20 protein-coding genes are annotated in these 25411 nt (G+C 44.2%); all 20 read right to left on the reverse strand.

The features are described from left to right. Positions 1–11: 11 nt before the first annotated feature. Complete coding sequence (locus ACTQWB_RS02550; protein WP_441500210.1) at positions 12–818, reverse strand: hypothetical protein; 807 nt, start codon at positions 816–818, stop codon at positions 12–14. Between the two features lie 38 nt (positions 819–856). Continuing rightward, positions 857–1591: a transglutaminase domain-containing protein gene (locus tag ACTQWB_RS02555; protein WP_441500211.1), complete on the reverse strand. Its 735-nt coding sequence runs from the start codon at positions 1589–1591 to the stop codon at positions 857–859. Between the two features lie 115 nt (positions 1592–1706). Beyond that, positions 1707–2345, reverse strand: a complete 639-nt coding sequence (locus tag ACTQWB_RS02560) for a hypothetical protein (RefSeq protein WP_441500212.1) — start codon at positions 2343–2345, stop codon at positions 1707–1709. Between the two features lie 497 nt (positions 2346–2842). Beyond that, a complete protein-coding gene (gene spoIVA, locus ACTQWB_RS02565) occupies positions 2843–4312 on the reverse strand; it encodes a stage IV sporulation protein A (RefSeq protein ID WP_441500213.1) in 1470 nt (489 codons plus the stop codon). A 119-nt stretch (positions 4313–4431) separates the two neighbouring features. After that, positions 4432–6120, reverse strand: a complete 1689-nt coding sequence (locus tag ACTQWB_RS02570) for a [FeFe] hydrogenase, group A (RefSeq protein ID WP_441500214.1) — start codon at positions 6118–6120, stop codon at positions 4432–4434. Positions 6121–6134: 14 nt separating this feature from the next. Beyond that, entirely contained in the window at positions 6135–8006 is a 1872-nt protein-coding gene (locus tag ACTQWB_RS02575) for an NADH-ubiquinone oxidoreductase-F iron-sulfur binding region domain-containing protein (RefSeq protein ID WP_441500215.1), read from the reverse strand. Then, positions 8003–8482, reverse strand: coding sequence for a complex I 24 kDa subunit family protein (locus tag ACTQWB_RS02580; protein ID WP_441500216.1), 480 nt, complete (start codon positions 8480–8482; stop codon positions 8003–8005). The genes ACTQWB_RS02575 and ACTQWB_RS02580 overlap by 4 nt, the downstream gene beginning before the upstream one ends. A 277-nt stretch (positions 8483–8759) precedes the next feature. Next, a complete protein-coding gene (gene moaA / locus ACTQWB_RS02585) occupies positions 8760–9734 on the reverse strand; it encodes a GTP 3',8-cyclase MoaA (RefSeq protein WP_441500217.1) in 975 nt (324 codons plus the stop codon). After that, on the reverse strand, positions 9727–10155 hold the full coding sequence (locus ACTQWB_RS02590; RefSeq protein WP_441500218.1) for an MOSC domain-containing protein: 429 nt from the start codon (positions 10153–10155) through the stop codon (positions 9727–9729). The genes moaA and ACTQWB_RS02590 overlap by 8 nt, the downstream gene beginning before the upstream one ends. A gap of 230 nt (positions 10156–10385) precedes the next feature. Next, positions 10386–11240, reverse strand: coding sequence for a bifunctional 5,10-methylenetetrahydrofolate dehydrogenase/5,10-methenyltetrahydrofolate cyclohydrolase (locus ACTQWB_RS02595; protein WP_294674342.1), 855 nt, complete (start codon positions 11238–11240; stop codon positions 10386–10388). An 85-nt stretch (positions 11241–11325) separates the two neighbouring features. Further along, the gene (locus ACTQWB_RS02600; protein WP_021926209.1) at positions 11326–11955 is read right to left on the reverse strand and encodes a cyclodeaminase/cyclohydrolase family protein; all 630 of its coding nucleotides are present in this window, start codon (positions 11953–11955) and stop codon (positions 11326–11328) included. Between the two features lie 170 nt (positions 11956–12125). Then, on the reverse strand, positions 12126–13811 hold the full coding sequence (locus tag ACTQWB_RS02605) for a formate--tetrahydrofolate ligase (protein WP_441500219.1): 1686 nt from the start codon (positions 13809–13811) through the stop codon (positions 12126–12128). Between the two features lie 152 nt (positions 13812–13963). Then, positions 13964–14635, reverse strand: a complete 672-nt coding sequence (locus ACTQWB_RS02610; RefSeq protein ID WP_441500220.1) for a DUF3786 domain-containing protein — start codon at positions 14633–14635, stop codon at positions 13964–13966. 8 nt (positions 14636–14643) lie between these two features. Next, positions 14644–16587 (reverse strand): corrinoid activation/regeneration protein AcsV, encoded by a 1944-nt coding sequence (acsV, locus tag ACTQWB_RS02615; protein ID WP_441500221.1) that lies wholly within the window; start codon positions 16585–16587, stop codon positions 14644–14646. Positions 16588–16896: 309 nt separating this feature from the next. Then, positions 16897–17682, reverse strand: coding sequence for a carbon monoxide dehydrogenase/acetyl-CoA synthase methytransferase subunit (gene acsE, locus ACTQWB_RS02620; RefSeq protein WP_021926205.1), 786 nt, complete (start codon positions 17680–17682; stop codon positions 16897–16899). A gap of 65 nt (positions 17683–17747) precedes the next feature. After that, a complete protein-coding gene (gene acsC, locus ACTQWB_RS02625; RefSeq protein WP_441500222.1) occupies positions 17748–19094 on the reverse strand; it encodes an acetyl-CoA decarbonylase/synthase complex subunit gamma in 1347 nt (448 codons plus the stop codon). Positions 19095–19118: 24 nt separating this feature from the next. Further along, positions 19119–20060 carry an acetyl-CoA decarbonylase/synthase complex subunit delta gene (gene acsD / locus ACTQWB_RS02630; protein ID WP_441500223.1) on the reverse strand — a complete coding sequence of 314 codons (942 nt, stop codon included), beginning with the start codon at positions 20058–20060 and terminating at the stop codon, positions 19119–19121. A gap of 49 nt (positions 20061–20109) precedes the next feature. Continuing rightward, entirely contained in the window at positions 20110–22236 is a 2127-nt protein-coding gene (gene acsB, locus ACTQWB_RS02635) for an acetyl-CoA decarbonylase/synthase complex subunit alpha/beta (RefSeq protein WP_441500224.1), read from the reverse strand. Positions 22237–22486: 250 nt separating this feature from the next. Further along, the gene (gene acsB, locus ACTQWB_RS02640; protein WP_441500225.1) at positions 22487–24616 is read right to left on the reverse strand and encodes an acetyl-CoA decarbonylase/synthase complex subunit alpha/beta; all 2130 of its coding nucleotides are present in this window, start codon (positions 24614–24616) and stop codon (positions 22487–22489) included. An 18-nt stretch (positions 24617–24634) separates the two neighbouring features. Beyond that, on the reverse strand, positions 24635–25408 hold the full coding sequence (locus ACTQWB_RS02645) for a nucleotide-binding protein (protein WP_441500226.1): 774 nt from the start codon (positions 25406–25408) through the stop codon (positions 24635–24637). Between the last annotated feature and the right edge of the window lie 3 nt (positions 25409–25411).

Here is a 25411-nt window from a genome sequence, read left to right on the forward strand (position 1 = left end):
AACATCTTTGCTTAATTCAAAAGGCCGTCATCCAGGCAGCCGTCACCGCCATCGTCACCGCTGTTATCGTAACTATAATCACTGCTGTCATCATAGGAAGAATCATCACTATAGTCATAAGAATAATCATTGCTGCTGTCATAGCTCTCAACAGGCTGGGAAGCAACCTGTGCTGCAGCTGCATCTGCTGCTGCCTGATCAGCAGCGGCTTTCTCTGCACTATAAGTATTCTTCTTTTCTTTGGTACTCTTTGTTTTGTAAGTACCATAGGTGATTCCATCTTTCTCGCGGATGGTAAGAGTTCCCAGATCTTCAAGAGCTATATTATGAACATCTGCAGTTGTCTGGTCTTCAAATGTAATGTGCAGATCATACATCTTCTGGGAAGGATCAACCTCTTCTGCTGTTTCCTCAGCTGTATTCTCACTTTTTGAGAAAAATACTTTTTTCTTTTCTTTTAAGTCAAAAGAATCATCTGCTGTCATCATATTTTCAGGATAATCGGCTTCTTCCGCGGTCTTAATGGCAAGACCGGTAATTTTTTTGGAAGTGGCATTTTTCATTTTAAAGGTAATGCAGCCATCTTTTTTCTCTCCAACGGTTTTCAGTTCCTCTTTCTTGTCAGAAGCTGTTTCCTTCTCATCTGACTCTTCGTCAGCAGACTCTTCAGATGCAGATTCTTCTGCTTCTGCACCGTCCTCATCTGTGATTTCCTGTGCCTCTTCTGTAGTGTCTGCCGCTTCAGCTGCAAAGCAGCTTACCGGTGCTGCAACAGCTACCAAACCTGCTAATAATGCGATTAATAATTTTTTCTTCATGATTTTCTCCTTATGTCCGCTTTTTAGTCTCTCATATCTCAGACAGTTGTTTTAACTCTCTTATCGTTATATTTGTAAGTTCCTTTTGTTCCGTATTTGAATTTATATCCGCTATGAGCCTTTGGATTATTCTTATAGGAATATGCAAAGTTCGGGTCATATACGTACCAGGTACTTCCGGATTTGATCTCACACCATGCATGTGCACCATTTTTACCATTTCTCTGAGGTACACTGCCTTTTACGAATCTTACCTTATAGCCTTTCACCTTTGCCATCATGCAGAAAGTTGCAGCCATAACATAGCAGTCACCTTTTCCGTTTTTGAAACCATAAGTTGCGTAATATTCCACTTCTTTCTGACCTTTTTTCGGTTTTCCAACATTGCCCCAGTATTTGATCTTAGTGGAACTCCATTTGAACGCTTTCTTCAGATTCCCGCCACATTTATCAAGACGTGCTCCTGCAAGCCCTTCCACGGTAGATACCTTTGTTGCAACACCAGTTTTGCTGATGCGATAGTAATTTTTACCGATCTTATAACCATATTTATTTTTGACAAGCTTGCCTTTTTTGTTATAGTATGTTTTACCATTTTTCTTATAGAAGCCAGTCTTCGGAATCTTGGTCTGCTGCGCCGGAGCAGGTGTCACTGTCTGCTCGCTCTTCACTACGGTTCCTGTAGTCTCACCAGCTGCAAATACAGGTGTTCCCATTGTAAGTGTCATACTCAGTGAAAGAATCACTGCCATTGATTTTGTAAATTTCCTCATACTCGTTTCTCCTTATTCTCTAAATCTCACAGCCGTCCATAATCTGCACAAGCTGTTAAATACTTTTTAAAGCCTCCCGAAATAACATCTTACAGGAAACATTTTCAAACAGAACTTAGCGTGCCTGGATACCATAAACGATCTCACTGCCATTTGATTTTCTGCCAAGCTGTACAGTGATATTCGCATAGGTTAAGGTAAGGTCTTTCTTTACACCAGGCATACAGCTGGAAGCAGTTTTGGTACGTGATGGCTTGCCGAGAAGCTTGCGCAGGTTCTTGGCATTTGCCATGTATTTAGATGCTTTCTTCAGCTGTGTACTTTTATTTGTTACACGAACACCATTTTTGTCAAAATAGTAAGGTGTTCCTTTCGTATCCGCGTACTCGCCTTTTTTCACTTTACAGCCGTTTCTGTCAAATCCGTAATATTTCTTACCGATTTTCTTTACTACAACATTCTTCTTGCAATCATAAGCCTTCGGTGCAGCATAGGCAGCTCCGTTTTTTCCAAAGTAGTATTTCTTACTTTTGTCCCAGCAGTTTTTCTTCTTTACGCCATTTACGTAATAGTATTTCTTACCTTTCTCTGTGTAGATGCCATTCTTTTTAACAGTTGGTGCCGGTGTTGCTGCAGGATCTTTTATCGTAGATGTAACAGCATCGTTCGTGCCAGTCTGTGCATTTGCGATCACTGGTGTCTGAAGCATAAATACACACATTGCCGGAATGAGTAATTTTTTCCATTTTTTCATTTTCATATTCTCCTTTAATATACTTTTATTCTGTCAGGAGACTCAATACCGTGTCTTGCTCTGACAGTGTAGTCTTAAAACTGTTTTTATTATAACGCAAAAAAATTTCATGCTGTAAAAACAATTTTCATTATTATATCAAAATCTAATACTTTTTTCTACTTTTGCCGCGTAAAATGTATAAATTTAACTTTTCTGTAAAGACTTTTTCATACAGACAAGGAGGATTTTTACAATGGTATTAGCTGTGTTATTAATTATATTGTTTTTCGCACTACAACTATTAGTTTTATTTTGCTGCCTGGCTGCAGGGAATGATCCATATTCACAATTTCTTTCCGACCAGGAACAGATGGAATACCTGAAGCGGTGGAAAAAGGAGCATGATTACAGATAAGAGGAAGAGCAAAAAGGCAGCTGCTTAAAATGCACTGTCTTTTTGCTCCATTCTGGTATAAAAATATATCTGAACTGCCGTAAAATCTTTCATGCGAATTTCATATGATAATACACACAAGTCCGCCTTTGCTGTCGTTTACAATTTTCTGCATGGTGTCCTGAAGCTTCACCTGGCTTTCCTCACTGATCACAGCTAATTTATTCCGGATTCCATCCTGAACCAGCTGTTCAATGGATTTTCCAAAAATATTAGTCTCCCAGATGCTCTCTCCCCGCGCTTCACTTTCTCCGATATAGGTAATCAGATCTTTCGCCTGTTGTTCCGTACCTACAATTGGAGCGATCTCGGTTTCAATGTTTGCTTTGATCATATGAATGGATGGACTTTTCGACTTAATTTTTACCCCATATTTATTTCCCTGGCGGATCACAGCAGGCTCTTCTAACTGGATCTGGGAAAGTTCAGGCACAACTACTCCATAACCGCTTCCTGTCACTGCATCAAGGGCATCTTTTACTTTTACATATTTTTCTTTCATCGCTGCAAGCTCTTTCATGGTATGGATCAGCTCATATTCACTTTCCATGGGAATTCCGCTCATGTCACTGAGCATTTTGTAATAGTATTTATCATCTACCTGTACCCGTATCTGGACTGTGCCATCAGACAGATTCACACGGTCCAGAAGAGTATCCTGCACATAAGGGCCTTCCAGTTTTACTGCTTCCCTGGTAATATCACGGATATGAAGAAGCTTTTTCATACAGGATTTTATCTGGGAAAGGATCTGGCTTTTCAATTCGCTGACTGCTGGCAGCATCTCCACCCATTTGGGGATATAATATTGTAGCTGGGTGACTGGAAATTCATAAAGGATTTTCTCCAGGATCCTGGCAATGTCCTCTTTTTTCAGCTGTTCGCAATTAATGGACAGTACAGGCACCTGGTATTTCTCCTGAAGGGAATTCACAAGCTGCATCGTCTCTTCTTTATGGGGGAGCTGGGAATTTACAATTATAAGAAATGGTTTCGCCTGTTTCTTAAGTTCTGCTACTGTCTGTTCCTCCGCCTGAACGAAATTTTCTCTTGGAATTTCCCCAAAGCTTCCGTCTGTGGTGATCATTAGACCGATGGTCGAATGCTCCTGAATCACTTTCTCTGTTCCCACTTTTGCAGCTTCTGAAAAAGGAACGGCTTTTGTAAACCATGGGGTTTTGACCATGCGTTCTTTTCCCTCTTCTATGTTTCCTCCGGCATCTTTTACAAGAAATCCCACACAATCGATCAGCCGAACCTGAATTTCCAGATCTTCCCCAAGATTGACTGGTATCGCTTCTTTCGGAATGAATTTCGGCTCTACTGTTGTGATCGTTTTACCAGAGCCACTTAAAGGGAGCTGGTCTCGCACCTCTTTTTGCATTTTTTCATCCATTTCCGGAAGCGCTACAAGCTCCATAAATCTACGGATAAAAGTAGATTTTCCAGTACGGACAGGGCCTACAACGCCTATGTAAATATCTCCGCCGGTTCTGGCCTGTATATCGCGGTAAATCTGAAAATTCTCCATATAAAAAAGCCCTCCTGCATAATAGTTGAAAGGATCTGCGAAATTGTTCTCTTCGCATAAGCATACACTCTTCCTCTAAATATTATGCAGTCGGGCTTTTTATTATTCTTTAGTTACGATCAATAAAACTCATTATGCAGAAGCTTGTGCTCCTTTCCTTTCAGAAGTCCCTGATACAATTCCTGCACCATAGGGTTCTCATCAGATTTCTTGATCAGCATGGTATTGTCTGCATTATACAGGCCCTTGGCCCTTGCAGCCTTGGTTCTGTCTCCGGCACGTACCGGCTGGCCTCCACCCATGATACAGCCTCTGCGGCATGCCATAACCTCGATCAGGTGATAGCTTGCTTCTTTATTTTTCACTCTGTCCATAACGATCCTTGCATTCGCAAGACCACTAACTACACAGACATTAATGTCCATTCCCTTATACGGAACAGAAAATTCCTTAATGCCCTCATCTCCACGGACACCGCACTCTGCGATCTCACGCATGGTCTCCTTGGTATGATCCGGACTTAAGCGGCGGAGAACAGCCTCTGTAACACCACCGGTAACACCGAAGATAACACCGCCACCAGATCCAAAACCAAATGGCATGTCACATGCTTCCGGTTCAAGAGTGGCAAAATCGATTCCAAAGTTGTCAATCATACGGAGCAACTCAGTAGTTGTGATAACTACATCTGTATCCTGCAGCTCTTCTGTAAAGCTGTTCGGACGGATTGCCTCTGCCTTCTTGGCTGTACATGGCATGATCGATACCATGACTGTTTTCTTGCCTTTGGCATTTTCCGGATCACGGAAGTATTCTTTGATCACAGCTGACATCATTCCCTGAGGTGATCTGCAGGTAGACAGATTCGGGATATAATCCTTATACTGGTCTGTAATGAATTTCACCCATGCAGGACAGCAGGAGGTAAGTAATGGAAGGTTTTCCCCTTTCTCGATCCTGTTCAGGAATTCAGCGGACTCTTCCATGATCGTAAGGTCAGCACTAAATGAAGTATCGTAAATTTCATCGAAGCCCATTCTGTGAAGAGCATTGACAATCTTGCCCATTACACTGCGGCCCTTGGTCAGTCCATAATGATCGCCAACTGCCACACGGACAGCTGGTGCAATCTGCGCAACCACACGGACATCCGGATCAGCAAGCGCATCCCAGACTTCGTCCATATGTGTTCTGATGGAAATTGCTCCGGTCGGACAGAATACTCGGCACTGCCCACAGTTCACGCACTGTGTTTCTGCAATCTTTTTATTAAAAGCAGGAATTACAATAGCTTCCGTTCCACGATATGCGAAATTAAGTGCACCAATGCCCTGAAGCTCTTCGCAGGCACGTACGCAGTTACCGCAGAGAATACATTTATTCGGATCCCGGATCAAAGATGGTGAACTGTCGTCAATCTCGTAATGCTCTCTTGTATTCTGGAAGCGGATATTATGTACACCCAGACGGTGCGCCAGCTCCTGAAGGACACACTCTCCGCTCTTTACACAGGTGGTGCAGTCACGGCAATGTGCTGCAAGAAGCAGTTCCACTACCAGCTTCCGGTATTTCTTGATTTTTCCTGAGTTGGTATAAATTACCATTCCATCCCTTGGCTCCTCAGAGCATGATGCAAAAGTCCTGCCTCTGTCATCCTCTACCGTACACAGACGACAGGCTCCGAATGTGGAAACCTCCGAGTGATAACAAAGCGTGGGAATATTAATGCCTGCCTTACGGATAACGGTCAGGACATTTTTTTCATCTGTAAATTCGACTTTTCTGCCGTCAATTGTCATTGTACCCATAATCTGTCCTCCCTCTACATTTCCACATATACTGCATCAAAGTTACAGTTGTCTTTACAGCTGCCACACTTGATACATACATCGTTATTAATATGATAAGGTGATTTGATCTTGCCGTAAATTGCTCCGACAGGACAGTTCTTGGCACATTTTCCACAACCGATACAGAATTCCGGATTGATATGGAACTGGCGGAGTGCAGTACATACCTTTGCACGGCACTTCTTGTCCCGGATATGCTCTTCGTATTCCTCGCGGAAACGCTTCATGGTACTGAGAACCGGAAGGGGCGCACTTTTACCAAGTCCGCAAAGAGCCATACTCTGAACCATGGTAGCAAGCTCTTCCAGCTCATCAAGGTCGGACATTTCGCCCTTTCCTGCAACGATTTTCTCCAGGATCTCCAGCATACGCTTGGTACCTTCACGGCATGGTACACATTTGCCACAGCTCTCACGCTGGGTAAAGCTCATGAAGAAACGGGCTACTTCTACCATACAGGTATTTTCATCCATTACAACCAGACCTCCAGAGCCCATGATCGCGTCCAGTTTCTTCACAGAATCAAAGTCAAGAGGCGCATCCAGCTGGTCTTCCACCAGACAGCCGCCTGAAGGTCCACCGATCTGGACTCCTTTAAATGCGGCACCACTCTTCAATCCGCCGCCAATATCATAAATGATCTCCCGAAGCGTTGTTCCCATCGGGACTTCGATAAGACCTGTGTTCTCAATGGCTCCTGTAAGGGAAAAGGTCTTGGTTCCCGGGCTTCCTTCCGTTCCGATAGTGCGGAACCAGTCAGCACCCTGAAGAAGAATCTTCGGAACATTGGCATAGGTTTCTACGTTATTTAATACAGTAGGCTTACCCCACAGACCTTTCTCAACTGTACGCGGCGGTTTCACACGGGGCATACCTCTGTTTCCTTCTATGGAAGAGGTCAGTGCCGAACCTTCACCGCATACGAAAGCTCCTGCACCACGGTTAATGTGAAGGTGGAAATTCACACCGCTTCCAAGGATGTTTTCACCAAGCAGACCGTATTTCTCAGCCTGGGAAATGGCAAGGCGGAGTCTTGCTACAGAAAGAGGATATTCTGCACGTACATAAATGTATCCATTCTCGGCGCCAACTGCGTATGCGGCAATAATCATACCCTCGATCATCTTATATGGATCACCTTCCATAACGGAACCATCCATAAATGCACCAGGATCTCCCTCATCACCATTACATACTACATAGCGTGTTTTCTCCACCTGTCTTGCTACCTGGGACCATTTCTTGCCGGCTGGGAAACCGGCACCTCCACGTCCACGAAGACCGGATCTGGTAATCTCATCAATAACTTCCTGGGGAGTCATCTGGGTGACTGCCTTGGCAAGCGCCTGAAAGCCTCCTGCTGCAATATATTCATCAATGGATTCTGCGTCAATCTTACCACAATTCTCCAGAACGATTCTTGTCTGACGGCTGAGGAATGGAATATCCTCAGGCTTGGGACAGACTTCGTCCCCATGACGGTAAAACAGACGATCCACCGGCTGTCCCAAACGTACGGTACGCTCTACGATCTCCAGACAGTCTTCTTCCTGAACATGCACATACTGATATCCATAAGGCTCAATTCTCATCAGGGGTCCCAGTTCACAAAGTCCCTGGCATCCGGTCTTGATCACACCCACATGTGGAATGTCTTTCTGCATCTCAATCTGTACACCATCAATTCCCTCACAGAGTCTTACCATCTCATCATAGATCTTCTGTGCACCGGAAGCCATACATCCGGTACCGGAACAGACGAGAACGCGGCATGTATAGCTCTGGATATTCTGTTCGATCTCGGCTTTTTTATTCAGCAGATCTTCTTTACTGTTAATCCTCATCCATTCTCACCTCTCAATCTGTTAATAAGCTCAACCGCCTTCTCTGGGGTCATCTTAGGGTGTACTTCGTCATTGACCATACATGTCGGAGCAAGTCCGCAGGCTCCAAGACAGGATACGGTCTCCACAGTGAACAGCATATCATCTGTGGTATGTTTCTTGTTGCTAAGTCCCAGTTCCTTCATAAAGGCTTCCTTAACCGGGATTGACTTCCTTACATGGCAGGCAGTTCCATCGCACACCTTAATGATATATTTCCCCTTAGGCTCAAAGGAAAAGTTCTCGTAAAAGGTAGCAACACTAAACGCCTTGGCTTCTGTAACGCCAATCTTCTTGGCAACATAGGTCAGAAGCTCTGCAGGCAGATACCGGTACTCTGCCTGAATGTCCTGCATGATGGGAATTAAAGAAGCAGCACATGGCTCGTAGTGCCCGATAATCTCATCTGTCTTTGTGTAACATGACTGATCCAACATTCCTGTTAATCCTCCTTACCTGCCAGTTCTACCTCTGGCCCTTTTGTGAATATTTCACCATAAGGTTTCCGGCATTGCGTATTTTTAACGAATATTGCTAGTTTTGTATTCATTATTATATATTTTTTTGTTTAATTTAGCAAGCAATTCCTGATAAGTTTATTAATTAACAATTATATATGCACAATTTAAAGAGCTCGAATTTAATAAAAAATGTTAAAATGCCAGATATAGCCTATGTTTTCACATTTTTAGCTATATCTGGCATTCTATTTTCTCATCCACCAATCTGTGCCATGATATGGGATTCTTCTTTTCCATTCTTTTTTTCCTGGAAATTATGGCCTGCCGGTTTTTCATAGATTACCTTTTTAATCGTCTCGCGAAGTTCTTCATCCGAACAGCCCTTACGGATCTTCGCTTTCAGGTCAGCTCCGTTCTCAAACTGAAGACATCCTTTCAGATAACCGGTAGATGTCAGACGAATCCGGTTGCACTGGTCACAGAACTTATGGGACAGGGCACTGATAAAGCCAATCCTGCCCTGAAAATTCTCAAGTGTATAATAATGACAGGGACCATTTCCAAGAGTCTCCTGCGTGGGCCGCATAGGTCCATAAGTCTTCTCCAGAAGCTCTTTCACCGTCTCTTCATTCTTTGCTGTAAATTCCTTTCCTAAACCAATAGGCATCATTTCGATATACCGAACATGAAGCGGCTTCTCCCTGGCAAAAGCAGCCAGCTTTACAAGATCCTCTTCACACTGAAAAGTAGGAACACAATTCAGCTTTACTTTCAAAGAATGGTAAGAAAGGGCAGCTTCAACTCCCATAAGTACCTGATCCAGTTCTTCTCTTCTGGTAAGCTTCTGGAACGTCTCTTTATCCAGCGTATCCAGACTGATATTTACTGCATCAAGTCCGGCTTCCACAAGTCCCGGAAGCTGTTCCTTCAGCAGAACACCATTAGTAGTCAGGGTAACCTGCCGGATTCCTGGAAGCCTTTTTAATTCTCTAACAAGGGGGACACAAATTCTACGAACCAGAGGCTCTCCTCCGGTCAGCTTGATTCTGGAAATTCCAAGTTCACTGGCAAGACTGCAGATTCTGAGAATTTCATCCAGCCCCAGTAATTCCGTTCTCGGAATGTGATGGATTCCCTCTTCAGGCATGCAGTAGATACATCTCAGATTACAGCGATCCGTAAGTGAAATCCGCATATAATCAATCGTTCTTCCATACCGATCAAGCATAATCCATTTCATCTCCCTCAGAGATCACACCGCCATGAATGACCCTTGCAAACACCCCTTCTCTTGGCATGATGCAGTCTCCCATGATTTGAAAGATCTCACAGCCATTGTGGCATTGCTTGCCGATCTGGGTAATTTCCAGGATTACCTCATTGCATTTCAACCGTGTTCCAACCGGCAGTGTCTTAAAATCAAAGCCCTGTACGATCAGATTTTCCCCAAAGGCTCCATCTTGAACCGGAGCTCCCTTCGCCTTAAATTCTTCTATTTTTTCAAAGGACAGAAGACTGACCTGACGATGCCAGTTTCCTGCATGGGCATCCTTCTCCAGTCCATAATTCTCGATCAGCTTTGCAGTGTGGACATTGACCTTCTGTGTTCCTCTCTTCTCACTGATGTTCACTGCCATTACTTTTCCCATCTTGTGTTACCTCCGTGTAAATCGTATCTTTAATAGTACCTTATTCTGCCAGGAAAAGCAATGACAAGTTAGGCCCGGATATCATTCAATTCACCCTTAAGTTAACATGAATGAAATGAAATCGTCAGCAGCTCAAAAAAGCTCTCCAGCAACACTGGAGAGCCCTTCTTACGCTTGTACACAGGATACACTAATAAGTGCATCTTATATTTTATTCTCTTGGCCGCCGATTAAGCGTTCACCTTACGCATAGCAGCTTCTACCACGTGACCTACCAGAACAGATGTGGTTACACTTCCAACTCCGCCAGGAACCGGTGTGATTGCATCTACGATTGGCTCTACTGCTGCATAATCAACATCTCCGCAAAGCTTTCCTTCTGCGTTTACATTGATTCCTACATCGATTACAACCTGTCCTTCTTTCACATAATCAGCACCAACAACGCCTGCACGGCCAGCTGCTACGATAATGATATCTGCCTCACGTGCTACAGATGGCATATCTACAGTTCTAGTATGGCAGATGGTCACAGTTGCATTTTTCTTAACCAGCATCATAGCTGCAGGTTTTCCTACAACAAGACTTCTTCCGATCACAACTGCTTTCTTTCCGGTGCAGTCGATTCCATAATGATCCAGAATCTCCATACATGCCTGTGGGGTACATGGTGGGAAGCCAATCTTCTTACCAGTAAATACACCAGACATGGAAAGATCTGTCATACAGTCAACATCTTTTTCCGGAGCAAGTGCATTCTCGATCACTGCCTGATCCAGATGTTTCGGCAGCGGACGGAACAGAAGAACGCCATGGATGTGGTCGTCTTTGTTTACTTTGTCAATCACTGCAAGAAGCTCATCCTGGGCAACATCCTCTGGAAGAAGAATTTTCTCGCATGCAACTCCTAAAGTCTCGCAACGTTTTGTTGCACCTTTCTCATAAGAAATATCACTTGGGTTCTCACCTACACGGATGATGCAAAGTGTAGGGTTTACGCCTTTTTCCTGAAGTGCTGCTACATTGCCTTTGATGCGCTCGTTCAATGCTGCAGTTACTTCTTTACCTAATAACTGTTTTGCCATTTTTAAGTTGTCTCCTTATTTTATGATAAATCCAGCCATACCTGATATTTCCATTCACAGTAATACTGAATTTTCCATTAGTAGCTTATTTCAATCTTGCAAGTACACTGTCAAATGTCTCATCAGCCAGCTTACAATATTTCTCAAGCATAGCGTCTGCTTTTGCATTTAACTCTTCTGCATACTCCCTGTCAGCCATAGATTTGGTATTGATGTAAACGTTCAGGCTGGCACCTTTTAATGCAGCCTTGCAGAATGTTGCTGCTACACCGGCATCACTGATTGCAAGCTTGGAGCCTTTTGCAGCAAACTCTTTGATCAGATCAAGTGCTTCACAGCATTTCTCCATAATCTCCATAGGAACAGAGCAGGCATCTTTTAATACGATCGCCATAACTCTTGCTTTCTCAGCCTTCTCCTCTTCGGTCTCCTTCGGCATACCATATGCTTTGGAAAGAGGCTCGAAAACTTCAGCATCACGCTCGATCAGACGAAGAAAATCTTTCTGAAGCTGGTCACATTTGCCTTTCAGCTCCCACATTTCCTCTTCTACATCTGCATATTTTTTCTTGCCAACAGTAAGGCTTCCTACCATATTTCCAAGTGCAGTTCCTACGGCACCTACCAGTGCGGATGCTCCGCCGCCACCTGGAACCGGGGCTTTAGAAGCAAGAACTTCTACAAATTCTGTACATGTACTTGTTGAAAATCCCATTTTCTTGTCTCCTTAATTGTGTGTTCATCACAGTACAACATATAAGCTGTGCTCGTTTTAATAAGATCAGACGAACATCAGCATCCGTCTAATCATTTTACAACATTATCATTCACTCTGACCTGCTATTGCAAGCAGATCAGAGCCTTACATCTTACCTTAAACGGATATTAGAACAGACCTGTGATCTTACCGGTCTCATCAACATCGATTCTCTCAGCCGCCGGAACTTTTGGAAGACCTGGCATGGTCATGATCTCGCCTGTAAGAGCTACGATGAAGCCTGCACCTGCAGAAATCTTCAGGTTACGAACGGTTACTTCAAAATCAGTTGGAGCACCAAGCTTGGTCTGGTCATCAGTTAAACTGTACTGTGTCTTAGCAACACAAATCGGACAATTGCCAAATCCAAGAGCTTCCAGCTGTTTTGCCTGTTTCTGGGCATTTGCTGTAAGAACAACTTTCTTGCCGCCATATACTTTCTGAACGATCTGGTTCAGCTTATCCTCGATAGAACCTTCCAGTTCATATGCATAGGAGAAATCGTTTGGCTCTTCACAGAGACGGATTACTTCCTCAGCAAGCTTCAGACCGCCTTCGCCGCCTTTTGCCCATACTTCGGAAAGTGCAACATTAACGCCAAGCTCTTTACATTTTGCTTCTACAAGGTCAAGCTCTGCCTTTGTATCAGTCGGGAATGCATTAATGGCAACAACACATGGAAGTTTGTATACATTTTTAATGTTGTTTACATGTTTCAGGAGGTTCGGAAGACCTTTCTCAAGAGCTTCAAGGTTCTCATTGTTCAGATCCGCCTTAGCAACACCACCATTGTATTTCAGAGCACGTACAGTTGCTACAATAACAACTGCGTTTGGATGAAGTCCTGCCATACGACATTTGATATCAAGGAACTTCTCTGCACCAAGATCAGCACCAAAGCCAGCTTCTGTGATTGCATAATCTGCAAGCTTCATAGCCATTTTGGTAGCTGTTACAGAGTTACATCCATGTGCAATGTTTGCGAATGGTCCACCATGAACAATTGCTGGTACATGCTCTAATGTCTGAACCAGGTTTGGCTTCAGCGCATCCTTTAACAATGCTGTCATAGCACCTTCTGCATGAAGATCTCCAGCAGTTACCGGTTTCTGCTCAGATGGCTTGCCATATGTATATCCGATGATGATCTTGGAAAGTCTTTCTTTCAGATCTTTGATATCACTTGCAAGACAGAGAACTGCCATAATTTCAGAAGCAACCGTGATGTCATAACCGTCTTCACGAGGCATACCGTTTGTTCTTCCGCCAAGACCATCGATCACGTTACGGAGCTGACGGTCGTTCATATCCACACATCTTCTCCATGTAATCTTACGCGGATCAATGTTCAGTGCATTGCCCTGGAAGATGTGGTTATCGATCATTGCTGCAAGAAGATTGTTTGCAGCTCCGATTGCATGGAAATCACCTGTGAAATGAAGGTTGATGTCTTCCATCGGAACAACCTGCGCGTATCCGCCACCTGCTGCACCACCCTTTACGCCGAATACCGGTCCAAGGGATGGCTCACGAAGTGCAACCATAACACTCTTTCCAAGTTTCTGCATTCCATCAGCAAGACCTACTGTTGTAGTTGTTTTTCCCTCACCAGCCGGGGTCGGGTTAATTGCTGTTACAAGGATCAGTTTACCGTCTTTCTTGTCGCTCTCTTTTAAGAGATTGTAGTCGATTTTTGCCTTATACTTTCCATACTGCTCCAGGTATTTGTCATCAATACCAGCTTTCTCTGCAATCTGGGTAATCGGCAGCATTTCGCATTCCTGTGCGATTTCAATGTCACTCTTGTATCCCATTGTAACTTACCTCCTTTTTACGTCTCCACCATCTGGCAGGACGCCTCCGCTTAATTTGGTTTTATCAAAACGGCTTCTGGTGTAAAAGTAACAGGTTCGTCCTTTATGCACCAGTCCGCTTTAATCTTAAATATACAGATATTTCATAAAGATCACTGCTCTTTCGCTGCCTTTAAAAAGGCTTTTAAAGAGCCGATGATCACATCCCCCATAACTGCCATATCTTCCGCAGCAAAAGATACCGGAAAATTATCGGAAAACAAAATCTGGGAGGACGGCGGGAATTCATCGTCCCCTTCCCACAGGATCATCTGGATCTGATAGCCTGGATAAATGGATAACTCATATGCCACATCTCCGAATTTCACCGGAGTACATTTCATATGATCCATTACCAGCCGGAAATCATCCAACCTATTTCCATAAGTAAATGCAAGACGTTTGATACAACGCCCGTCAAACTGTCTTAAATAAACTTCTCCCCATGGCATTTCCCGGTAAGTCTTAAATTTGCCGGTTCCCACAGAAGAAGATCCATTTAACAGAAAACGGATGGTGAGAATCTTCGCATAGATCATATCCTCAAGAGGATAGCATTTTTTCTCATCAGCCAAATGCCTTACCTGGAAATCCGGATATGTGATCTTATAGTCCGACCCCAGAAAGGTAAGGGTAAACTCTCCTGCATTCTCATCATATGGAATAGAAAGTCTGGAAGCGATCTCCCCTGGATCCGCTTTTTTGTACAGTTCAAGATAATGCTCCCAGGGCATTCTCTCTTTGCTGTCTTTATCATAATTTAAGTCATCAATTGTAAATGGCATTTTGTTAATTACTTCCTGTTCTGTAAGTCATTCATAACATCAGGGAACATCCCGGTATCTGTATGAGGAATGAAACATGCCCCAACAAATTCGTCCATGTAAGTTGGCACTGTGGAAAGCTCCATGTACGTCATATTTGCAGCAAGCTCGTATGTCTTCTTCTCTGCCTCAGTGGAAAGAAGCATCAGATAAGAGCCTGTCAGTGAAGAGTTACCGATATAGTGGAATTTTTCCAACGGAATATCCGGGAACATTCCAATATTTACAGCGTTTCTCATATTGATTCCGCTTCCAATACCACCGGCGACATAGACGTCATCGATCATGCTCACATCAAAATCAAGACTGTTTATCATTGTTCTGATTGCTGAGAAAATCGCACCTTTGGCACGGATAAAGTTATCAATATCAACCTCTGTTATTTCAATATCTTTTACAGAGCCCGCCTCGCTCTCAAATGCGATCACATAGCTTCCCATTCCGTATTTATCATGCCTGATCCGATCTCCTTCACGAACAAATTTGCCCTTAGGATTAATGATTCCGCACATGAAAAGCTCACTGATCACATCAATGATTCCGGAGCCACAAAGTCCAACTGGTTTAGTCCCTGGCTCACCTACTACCTTATAAGTCGGCACCATGGTCTCCTTGTCAATGGTACAGGCTTCAATGGCACCATCTGTTGCACGCATACCACAGCTGATATCTCCACCCTCAAAGGCTGGTCCTGCTGAACATGCACAACTCATCATAAAGTCAGAATTACCGAATACCAGCTCTCCATTGGTACCAAGGTCGATAAACAGGGAAAACTCTGGTCTGTTCCAGATCATACTTACTAAAGTTCCGGCAGTGATATCACCACCTACATAGCTTCCGATATTTGGCGCAATGATAATATGCGCATCTTTATTGATCGCAACTCCCACATCAGAAGCAAAAAGGGAATTGGTCTTGAAGAATGCAGGAATATAAGGCTCCATACGGACCGGATCCGCATTGATTCCTGCAAACAGATGATTCATGGTTGTGTTTGCTCCCACAGACATTCTGTAAATATGGCTGGCAGGAATACCTGCGCTTTTACACATCTGTGCGATCATTGGATTAATAGTCTCTTTAATTACTGCATCCTGCAGTTTCTTCTTTCCACCTGGCTTCTGCTGCTCGATGATACGGTTAATAACATCAGCGCCAAAACGGATCTGACCGTTTCCAGAGGAAGCCTTGGCCAGAATTTCGCCAGTCTCCATATTGATCAGGACTGCCGAAACAGTCGTTGTACCAATATCTACTGCCAGTCCGCCAACTACCACATCCTCGTCTTTTCCAAAAATATCATATACAAAAAGATCATTTGGTGCTGTACGAACCACACATTTTACCTTAAAATGATTTTCCCGGAGTACATCCGGCAATTTTCTTAACACAGCGTAAGGAATTCTTACCTGTTTCAGATTCATGTATTTCTTTAAAGCTCTTGTAAGGCGCTCATTGTCCGGCATAGTGTCATCCAGGCTTGGCTCATTCATATCCAGTTCTATTATATCCAGATTGTTTCTAAGCTCAATACCGGTCATTTCTACGTCTCTTTTTGAATTTTCAAAAATGGCAATTTCCTCTTTGGAGCTGAGATCCGCAACTTTCATTCTGCTCTTGTAAGCAGATGCAATATCAGGCACCAGTACCGTCACATCCGCACAAATCTTACTTACGCAGGCAAGACGCCATCCTTCCTGATATTCTTCATCACTGATATGCAAGGTTTTCTTGCTGTCCAGTTCTCCTTTTTTTAACTGCACCCGGCACTTTCCGCAAGAAGCATTTCCGGAGCATGGAGCGTCAATGGCCACATTGGCCTCTCTCGCTAATTCAAGTAAATTGTCCCCCGCATTGGCAAAATGCTCTACCACACTGCCATCTTCAAAAGAAAATGTAACCTTAAACATCCGGCACTCACCTTTCATTGTAGTGTCTGCCTGGCAGACATCTCCATTAGTAGAAAAAGGGACTGAGGCCCAAGCCCCAGCCCCTCATTGTATCTTACGTCCCTATTGAAACAGGGAAATGTCTGCTTTCGCAGACATCTCCTGAAAGTCAGTTGCTCCGCGCTTACTGCGCTCCCGCAACTGCCGACCATATTCGTAATCCGGGCTATCGCCCTACTTACTCATACGGTCTAGCTCGTCCAATAGTCATGAACTCGCTCATGCAAGCATGACTCGTTCATGACTGCCGTCCGGGACTTTCATTGTATATTACAGTTCAAGATAGGAATCAGCATACAGGGTGTTGCCCTTGAATACATCGCAGGATTTGATTGTTTCCATAAGACGAAGGTCGTTAGGGTTAACAATTGCGGATGTAAGACCCTGCATCATAGCCATCGCAACTAATGCGGAATCCATGATAGGACGAATGTTCTTCGGCATACCGTTACTGTTGTTGGACAGACCGCCTGTAGAATTCAGTCCCATATCGGAGAACATTTTAATAGCCTCCAGAACCTCCATCTGTTTCTCCTGCATTCCTTTTACAACCAGGAATAACGGGTCAAACCACAGATCTGAAGGATCCATACCAAGTCCCATACCTCTTTCAAGCATGTTCTGGCAGTGCATCATACGCTCATCATTGTCTGCTGCGATACCGTCAGCGGAGCAAAGTGCGATAACGATTGCATCGTTTGCAGCTGCAAGATCGATGTTCTCGATTCTTCCGCCAGCGTCTGCGGAGTTAACGATTGGTTTTCCTTTGCTTCTGTTGTATACGGAAATACCAGCCTCGATAGCTTTCTTATTGGAAGTATCAAGTGCAAGCGGAACATTGTCGAAGTTCTCCTGAAGAAGCTTAACAGCCCATTTCATCAGGTCTTCTCCATCGTTCTCAGCTGGTCCGATATTTACATCAAGATATACAGCACCAGCATCAAGCTGCTGTTTTGCTCTTTTTAAGATCGGCTCAGGATCTCTCTCTGTAAATGCTTTGTTTACAGATGGTGCTGTTGTGGAAAGTCTTTCACCAATAGTAATAAATTTTGCCATTGTAGTGTTCTCCTTTATTTAAGATTTAGTTGTATAAAGCCTGCTGTTAATAAGAAACAGCAATATTATGCGTCAAGATCTTTTAAGAACTTAACAAGCTGTACAGCTTCTCTTGGTCCTACAATAATCTCCCATCCCGGAAGTTTTGCTTCCAGATCACCTTTCAGTACGGCAACCTTACCTGGGATAACAAGTCTTCTGCTCTTAACCTTAGGCTCTACGTTCTCTTTGAAGAATGCGGAAATGCTGTTTCCAGAGAATTTACCAGCAGCCCAGGATGTCAGTACGGATAATCCGCCTGCATCATTGATAACAAGGTTAAGCGGAACACCGGAACGCTCCAGCTCGCCTGTTACAAGGAAATATGTAAGAGCGAAGTCAACAGTTGTAACAACAAGAGAGTTCTCATCTGCACCATTCATCGGGTAGATGCCTGGCTCAACACGCATTGGCTTCTGCGGGTCAGTAAATACGTTCTGACGCAGTCCGTATAATGGAAGAGCTTCTGCATATGTCATACGCTCCATAACGATGATGGAACCATATTTCATGGTAAATACAGCTGCAAGTGCTGCCTGAAGGTGATAATCTCCACCAGCTACTTTTGCAAGGTTTACGATAGACGGATATCCGAAGGTTCTGTCCTGATCTTTCAGAGCTGCACGGCGAACCTGAACAGCATTTCCGAAAGTCTCTTTCACATCAGCACCTGTTACATCAAGTACCAGGTTCTTGTTTCCAAGCTTCTCAAGTGCTGCTACTGTGTCATATAACTCGTTAAGATCTTTACCGGATACTCCAAGTACAACTCCAGCTGCTGTTGCAACAGTGTTCATTGCCTCATAGTTGGAAGCGTTTGCTCCGTTTAATACCGGTTTGCTGTCTTTACATACTTCAACAGCTGCTTTCGCGATCTCTACATCTGTACATCCAAGTACAAGAGTACGTCCAAGACCTGCTGCTTTCTGTACAAGAGCTACATATTTGTCTGCATCTGCATTTGCATCACAGTTTACATATACGATCTCTGTGTACATTCTCTCACCGATACGGTCATAATCAACCTTCGGGATCTCAGCAAGCTTTGCTTCTACTGTAGCATCATCCATGCATGTGCAAAGCTCTACAGCGTATCTGGATTTGTTTACAAATGTCTTCTCATGTCTGAAAAGAACAGTCTCACCACCAAGGGTAAGCTCCTCTGCGCCAGTACCGATCTTGATTGTCTTCATTGGCGGAGCAGTTGCCTCAGAAAGAGATGCTAAAGCTTCTTCGGACATATGTGGACACTGCTCAATTTTCATAGCGCCCTGTGCAACTTTCATGGAGAAAGCCATACATGTCGGGCATCCACATTCCTTACAGTTTTTCTTTGGTGTTAATTTAAAAATCTGAATACCATTCAGTGCCATATCAATTTTTCCTCCTAAAAATTATTACACAAGTGCGTCGATCATCTTAGCGATGGTTTTTACAGACTCTGGATGTCTTAAGATAACTGCATCAGATCCTGCTGCCAGGTCTGCTGCTGCTGTCATAACTTCCATGTCGATACCACGCTCGTCCTCTGATCCCCATTCAGGCATATCTTCCTCAGTTGCAACTGATTCCTTAACGCCCCATGTCTCAGAAGAAACCGGTGTAATAATAGGCATCTGCAGCATATTATCATTCTGGGATAAAGCTGCACCTTTGATACGGTCCATAGTAGATACAACGTACTCGTATCCGTAACCAACGGAAGCGGTACCTACGTTCATAACGATCTTCTTCGCATCAACACCCAACTGTGTTGTAACTACGTTCAGCTGTTTTGCAAGGTTGATATCATCAGCAGACTCAGCGCCTACGATCTGATTGTAAGCAAGTCCTGCTGCTGCACCGATTGCCTTGTAGTTTTCCTCTTTCTCAGACATAACGATTACGTTTCTGCCCTGGAGAGCCTCTGCAACCTTCGGAAGAAGTTCCGCATCCTTCTCCACATTCTTGCAGCCTTCAACTACTAATGGACAGTCGATTGCTTCTGCAACCTCTTTAACTACTGCGATAAGCTCTTCTGTAGATTTGTTAACTCCGTTTGGATCTCCGCCATCCAGGTTGAGTACAACAAAATCTCCACCTTCCATGGCTGCTGCTTTCTTAGCGATCTCAGCCATAGTGGTGCATCCTTCATAATAAGCTCTGATTCCAGGCGCAAAGTCATCCAGTCCCAGGTCAGTGATCTCTACACCGATTTTCGGACGGTTTTCGGTTGGTGCGTCAAATGTGTAGAAAGGAAATGTAGAATTTCCTCCAATAGTAACCGCTTTATCGCCAGTTCCAACCGTAACAGTGTTGATCTTTGCGTTGAACTTCTGTGGTTTCTGATTAAATGGCATTTCTTAAAGCCTCCTTAAAAATTTGTAAAAATTATACAGAACCATTATACTACATCATCGGATCCATTGACAATGCAGGATGGTTATGTTCTGTCAAAAATGCAACAAGAACTTCCGGATCTGTGGCTACTGTCTCATCACCGATCATATCAGTGAAATTGTCAATGCCATAGAGTTCTTTTGCAGTCTTATTGAGTCGCTCCGCCACGGTCTCTTTTAATTCCTTTGGCATCCATACGATACGCTCAATTCCGCCCTCTGCCTTCATGAATTTCTTGGAAGAAATAAAGTGTTTTCCATGTCCCATAAAGCCTGGTGTCTGAACACCGCCGCCGGTCATGGAAGCCATCTCGGAGAACGTCATTCCAAGAGGTGTCATGCCTGCATACTCACGGTTTGCGATAACGACACCATTAGAGAATGGCTCAATACCGCAGATACACTCGAAGCATCCGCAGGAAGTCATAGGATCCTGCATGATGGAGTACAGAGTTACATGCTCCAGAGCACCCTGGGAATATTTTTTCACTGCTTCATCTACGTCCTCATAAGAACCAAGTTCTTCATTAATCGGACGCTCTTTTGTGATGATCTGGCATGGTCCGTTTGGATCCAGCTCATTGGTGGCTTTTGCATCCAGCCAAGAAACGGCTCCGCATAGTCCAAGTCTTTCAGGTGTAACAACGCAGACATGTGACGGAGAAAATGCCTGACACAGGATACAGCTGTAATATACATCAACAGATTCATCTGTCAGTGTTTCCAGACGGGCATCACGCTTGTCAAATGTAGGAATTGCTACTTCGTGACGGATTCTGGTACACTCATCAGGATCTGTATAAACCGTTACCTGACACTTATCAACAACTGCCTCGAACTCATTCTTTACCTGCGTGTAAAGAACTTCGCCAAAGTGTTTTGCACGGAAGCCCGCTGCAAAAGCATCATTGCTGATACGGATACGGAACATATCCCTCTGTCCTGTGTGATATACACCTTCAATGCAGTTTATATAATTGTGGAATTTACGCTCGATAACCGGTTCAAAATCCGGCTGCATCTTCTTACCTGCTACTTCTACCACATACGCAAGACTGTGCTTGCTTCCAGGCTCAAAGCTATCGACTTCCGGACCTACGACAGTAATCTTGTGATCTTCGACCTCGCTCATTTCCTTAGTCTGCACAAGCTCTACGCAGTCCACACGGGAACCGTCAAATTCCACACGCATATCTTTACGACGAATGATCTCACCTTCAAAGGCAGACGCAAACGCTACCGGAATATCCACTTTTGTGATCTTGATCTTAATTCCTCTGGCTTCCAGGGAAACCTTATTGAAATCAGCAACATTCGGGCATGCGATCAGTGCGCCAGGTACTTCCACAATATTTTGATCCTCATTGGAGATAACCGGGAAGCCAAGCTTGATCGCACCTGCACCAGCTGCAAGAACTACATCATCAACAGGCTTGAACGCATTTACAAATGCCGGGACCCTGTCTTTGGTGTATGTAAGAAGGCTTGCTACATCGCCAGGTGTTACATTACCGAAGATCAGAGCTGCACGAAGTGCAACAGATACAACGTGGATAACAGACGTTACGTCTTTTCCCAAAGGAACGATTCGTAAGTTGTAGCCCATTTTAAGGCCAAGCTCCTGTGCCTGGTCAATGATACCGCCAACCAGTGTTACAAGAATACCCTGTGCCTGATAGCTCTTGATCAGATCTACACCCTCCTGTGGGGTAGGCGCACTGCCAAGAATTACAGCTACACCAGGGATGTCCCCTGTTACAAGCGGTACACCAAGTTCACGGATAATAGAATCCGGAAGATGACCATAGCAAGGCTCCTGATAAGGCTCTGCCCCATCAAGATATTTCAATGCTTCAATAAATTCCGCACAGAGGGCTGTGGCTACGCCAGACATAAGAGCATCATCCAGAGCATGCTCTCTTGTCATAAGAGATTTCACGACGCCAAGAGCTGTCTGCAAGTCTCCAAGTGTCTTAATCTTAACACCTGTTACTGCATAATAGCATGGAAGGCAGTACGCCGTATGGGGAAATCCCACTGCTTTATCTGCACCATGCTGCTGTACAGCATCGTTTACGGCTTTTTCTGTCAGACCGTATACTGCATCATTTCCGCTGAAAATCCTGTTGATCAACAATTTTCTGCATCTCCTTTTCTGTTAATCTTCTATCACAAACCACGAAGGATCTCGTCCCTATTGTGGATTTGCTGCTAAATAAATTATCAGATACAGATCATTTCTTTCCGCAATCAAAATGATCCGTTATATTCGCCCTCCGCAGCGAAATATAAATTAATATTCCTGCCAGAAATATTTATCCCAAAGCCTGCCCTTTCAGACAGGCTTCGAGAAATTATCTCCACTTTGCAACAGGATATATTAAAAATTACATCATCGGGTCAAGTCCAAGTGCCGGATGTCCTTTCTCTGTAAGGAATCCTACCAGAGTCTCAGGATCTGTAGCAACTGTCTCATCACCGATCATATCTGTAAAGTTATCAATTCCATAGAGATCTTTTGCAGTAGCATTCAGCTTGTCTGCGATGAACTCTTTTAATTCTTTTGGCATCCATACGATACGCTCGATACCGCCCTCAGCCTTCATGAACTTCTTGGAAGCGATAAAGTGTTTACCATGTCCCATGAATCCAGGAGTCTGAACACCACCACCTGTCATGGAAGCCATCTCAGAGAAGGTCATTCCAAGAGGTGTCATGCCTGCATACTCACGGTTTGCGATAACGACACCATTGGAGAATGGCTCGATACCACAGATACACTCGAAGCATCCACAGGAGGTCATAGGATCCTGCATGATGGAGTACAGAGTAACATGCTCAAGAGCACCCTGGGAGAATTTCTGAACTGCCTCATCAACATCCTCGTATGCACCAAGCTCCTCATTGATCGGACGCTCTTTGGTGATTACCTGGCAAGGACCGTTCGGATCAAGCTCGTTGGTAGCTTTTGCATCCAGCCATGAAACTGCACCGCAAAGTCCAAGTCTCTCTGGTGTAACAACGCAGACATGAGACGGGGAGAATGCCTGGCAGAGGATACAGCTGTAATATACATCTACAGACTCATCAGTCAGGTTTGCAAGACGGTCATCACGTTTCTCGAAGATCGGGATTGCAACCTCATGACGGATTCTGGTACACTCAGCAGGATCTGTATAGATCACAACCTCACATTTGTCAACAACAGCATCGAATTCATTCTTAACCTGAGAGTAAAGAACTTCACCGATATGTTTGATACGGAAGCCAGCATCAAATGCTGCATGGCTGATACGGATACGCTGCATATCTCTCTGACCGGTATGGTATACACCCTCGATACAGTTGATATAGTTATGGAATTTACGCTCGATAACAGGCTCAAAGTCTGGCTGCATGTTCTTGCCGGCAACCTTAACAACATATGCGATGCTGTTCTTGCTTCCGTCTTCCATCTCATCAACTTCCGGTCCTACAACTGTGATCTTGTGGTCTTCCACCTCAGAAGCATCACAGGTATGTACAAGCTCTGCACAGTCCACACGGGAACCATCGAACTCAACACGCATGTCTTTACGACGGATGATCTCACCTTCGAAAGCAGATGCAAATGCAACCGGGATATCGATGTTTGTGATCTTGATCTTGATGTCACGTGCTTCAAGGGAAGTAGCGTTGAATTTGCTTACATCCTCCTGAACGATAAGGCTCTTCGGTACACGGAAGATGTTCTCTGTCTCGTTTGTGATTACCGGGAAGCCAAGTGCGATAGCGCCAGCTCCGCAAGCAACTACAACGTCATCCAGAGGTCCGAATGCGTTAACAAATGCCGGAACACGATCCATTGTGTATTTCATAAGAGTACCTGCATCTCCAGGTGTTACGTTACCAAAGATCAGGGCTGCACGAAGTGCAACAGATACAACATGGATAACTGCTGTAACGTCTTTTCCAAGAGGAATAACACGTACGTTTGCTCCTGTATTCATTCCAGCTTCTTTTACCTGGTCAATGATTCCGCCAACCAGTGTTACAAGGATACCCTGTGCCTGGTAGCTCTTTACAAGTGCAACACCCTCTTCTACAGATGGAGCGGATCCAAGGATAACTGCAACACCAGGAATATCTCCTGTTACAAGCGGTACACCAAGCTCACGGATAACAGCATCTGCAAGGTGACCATAGCATGGCTCCTCGTATGGTGTAGCTCCGTCGATATATTTCAGAACTTCGATGAACTCTGCGCAAAGTGCGGTAGCAATACCGGACATGAATGCATCGTTCAGTCTTTTTTCTCTTGTCATAAGAGTTTTTACAACACCAAGAGCATCTTTTAACTCTTTTAAGGTTGTGATTTTGGTTCCTGTTACAGAATAGTAGCAAGGAAGGCTGTAAGCGGTATCAGGGAAGCTTACTGCTTTGTCTTCGCCATATTTTGCGATGGCTGCGTCAATAGCACCCTCTGTTAATCCATAAACAGCGTCGTTTCCGCTGAATACTCTATCAAATAAAGTCACTGTAGTACCTCCTATTATTTACAGACTTGATTCGTTGTCTATCTTTTCTTTAATCTTTCTGATTTCGGATGTTACGGTCTCACTAAAATCATAGGGAGATTTGCCCTGGCGGTCTGCGTCCATAACCTCTACATTGTAATGGATCATACCAAGAAGATCTTCTGCCGGAATCTTAGCACGGATGAATTCCTCATCCTCTTCATTCCGTACCTTATTGGCAACCACTTTAACCTGGGTAATGCCAAGATCCTTTGCAAGACGTTTTACATTCTTATAAGTCTGTACACTTCTTGCACCTGGTTCGATCACTACAATAAATTCATCCATACTTTCCGTGGTTCCCCGGCCCAGATGCTCCAGACCGGCTTCCATATCCATGATCACCACGTCATCCCTGTGTACCACAAGATTGCTGATGATTCTTTTTAACATGACATGTTCAGGGCAGACACATCCGCCTCCGCCTGTTTCCACGGTTCCAAGGACAAGCAGCTTTACACCATTACATACCTTTCCATAGGTATCTGGGATGTCGTCAACCTTCGGATTCAGTGTATAAAACTGATTCTGGCTGTTGGCGCCGGTACGCTCTTCTACCAGCTTACGCATTTTTGAAATGGGAACAATAGAGTCCAGTGTTTCCTCATCAAATCCAAGAGCCAGTCCCAGGTTTGCGTCCGGGTCAACGTCAGCTGCAAGGACCTTCTTTCCTTCATCTGCATAAAGTCTGGCAAGTGTTGCCGCAAAAGTTGTCTTTCCTACTCCGCCTTTACCGGTTACTGCTATTTTCATAAG

Source organism: Blautia sp. HCP3S3_H10_2, from assembly GCF_052122375.1.
In the GTDB taxonomy this organism is placed as follows: Bacteria; Bacillota; Clostridia; order Lachnospirales; family Lachnospiraceae; genus Blautia_A.

What these genes read in the sequence shown, in the direction of transcription:
- ACTQWB_RS02550 (WP_441500210.1), bottom strand. Translation starts at nt 818, where the DNA reads ATGAAGAAAAAATTATTAATCGCATTATTAGCAGGTTTGGTAGCTGTT.
- ACTQWB_RS02555 (WP_441500211.1), bottom strand. Translation starts at nt 1,591, where the DNA reads ATGAGGAAATTTACAAAATCAATGGCAGTGATTCTTTCACTGAGTATG.
- ACTQWB_RS02560 (WP_441500212.1), bottom strand. Translation starts at nt 2,345, where the DNA reads ATGAAAAAATGGAAAAAATTACTCATTCCGGCAATGTGTGTATTTATG.
- spoIVA (WP_441500213.1), bottom strand. Translation starts at nt 4,312, where the DNA reads ATGGAGAATTTTCAGATTTACCGCGATATACAGGCCAGAACCGGCGGA.
- ACTQWB_RS02570 (WP_441500214.1), bottom strand. Translation starts at nt 6,120, where the DNA reads ATGGGTACAATGACAATTGACGGCAGAAAAGTCGAATTTACAGATGAA.
- ACTQWB_RS02575 (WP_441500215.1), bottom strand. Translation starts at nt 8,006, where the DNA reads ATGAGGATTAACAGTAAAGAAGATCTGCTGAATAAAAAAGCCGAGATC.
- ACTQWB_RS02580 (WP_441500216.1), bottom strand. Translation starts at nt 8,482, where the DNA reads ATGTTGGATCAGTCATGTTACACAAAGACAGATGAGATTATCGGGCAC.
- moaA (WP_441500217.1), bottom strand. Translation starts at nt 9,734, where the DNA reads ATGCTTGATCGGTATGGAAGAACGATTGATTATATGCGGATTTCACTT.
- ACTQWB_RS02590 (WP_441500218.1), bottom strand. Translation starts at nt 10,155, where the DNA reads ATGGGAAAAGTAATGGCAGTGAACATCAGTGAGAAGAGAGGAACACAG.
- ACTQWB_RS02595 (WP_294674342.1), bottom strand. Translation starts at nt 11,240, where the DNA reads ATGGCAAAACAGTTATTAGGTAAAGAAGTAACTGCAGCATTGAACGAG.
- ACTQWB_RS02600 (WP_021926209.1), bottom strand. Translation starts at nt 11,955, where the DNA reads ATGGGATTTTCAACAAGTACATGTACAGAATTTGTAGAAGTTCTTGCT.
- ACTQWB_RS02605 (WP_441500219.1), bottom strand. Translation starts at nt 13,811, where the DNA reads ATGGGATACAAGAGTGACATTGAAATCGCACAGGAATGCGAAATGCTG.
- ACTQWB_RS02610 (WP_441500220.1), bottom strand. Translation starts at nt 14,635, where the DNA reads ATGCCATTTACAATTGATGACTTAAATTATGATAAAGACAGCAAAGAG.
- acsV (WP_441500221.1), bottom strand. Translation starts at nt 16,587, where the DNA reads ATGTTTAAGGTTACATTTTCTTTTGAAGATGGCAGTGTGGTAGAGCAT.
- acsE (WP_021926205.1), bottom strand. Translation starts at nt 17,682, where the DNA reads ATGGCAAAATTTATTACTATTGGTGAAAGACTTTCCACAACAGCACCA.
- acsC (WP_441500222.1), bottom strand. Translation starts at nt 19,094, where the DNA reads ATGGCACTGAATGGTATTCAGATTTTTAAATTAACACCAAAGAAAAAC.
- acsD (WP_441500223.1), bottom strand. Translation starts at nt 20,060, where the DNA reads ATGCCATTTAATCAGAAACCACAGAAGTTCAACGCAAAGATCAACACT.
- ACTQWB_RS02645 (WP_441500226.1), bottom strand. Translation starts at nt 25,408, where the DNA reads ATGAAAATAGCAGTAACCGGTAAAGGCGGAGTAGGAAAGACAACTTTT.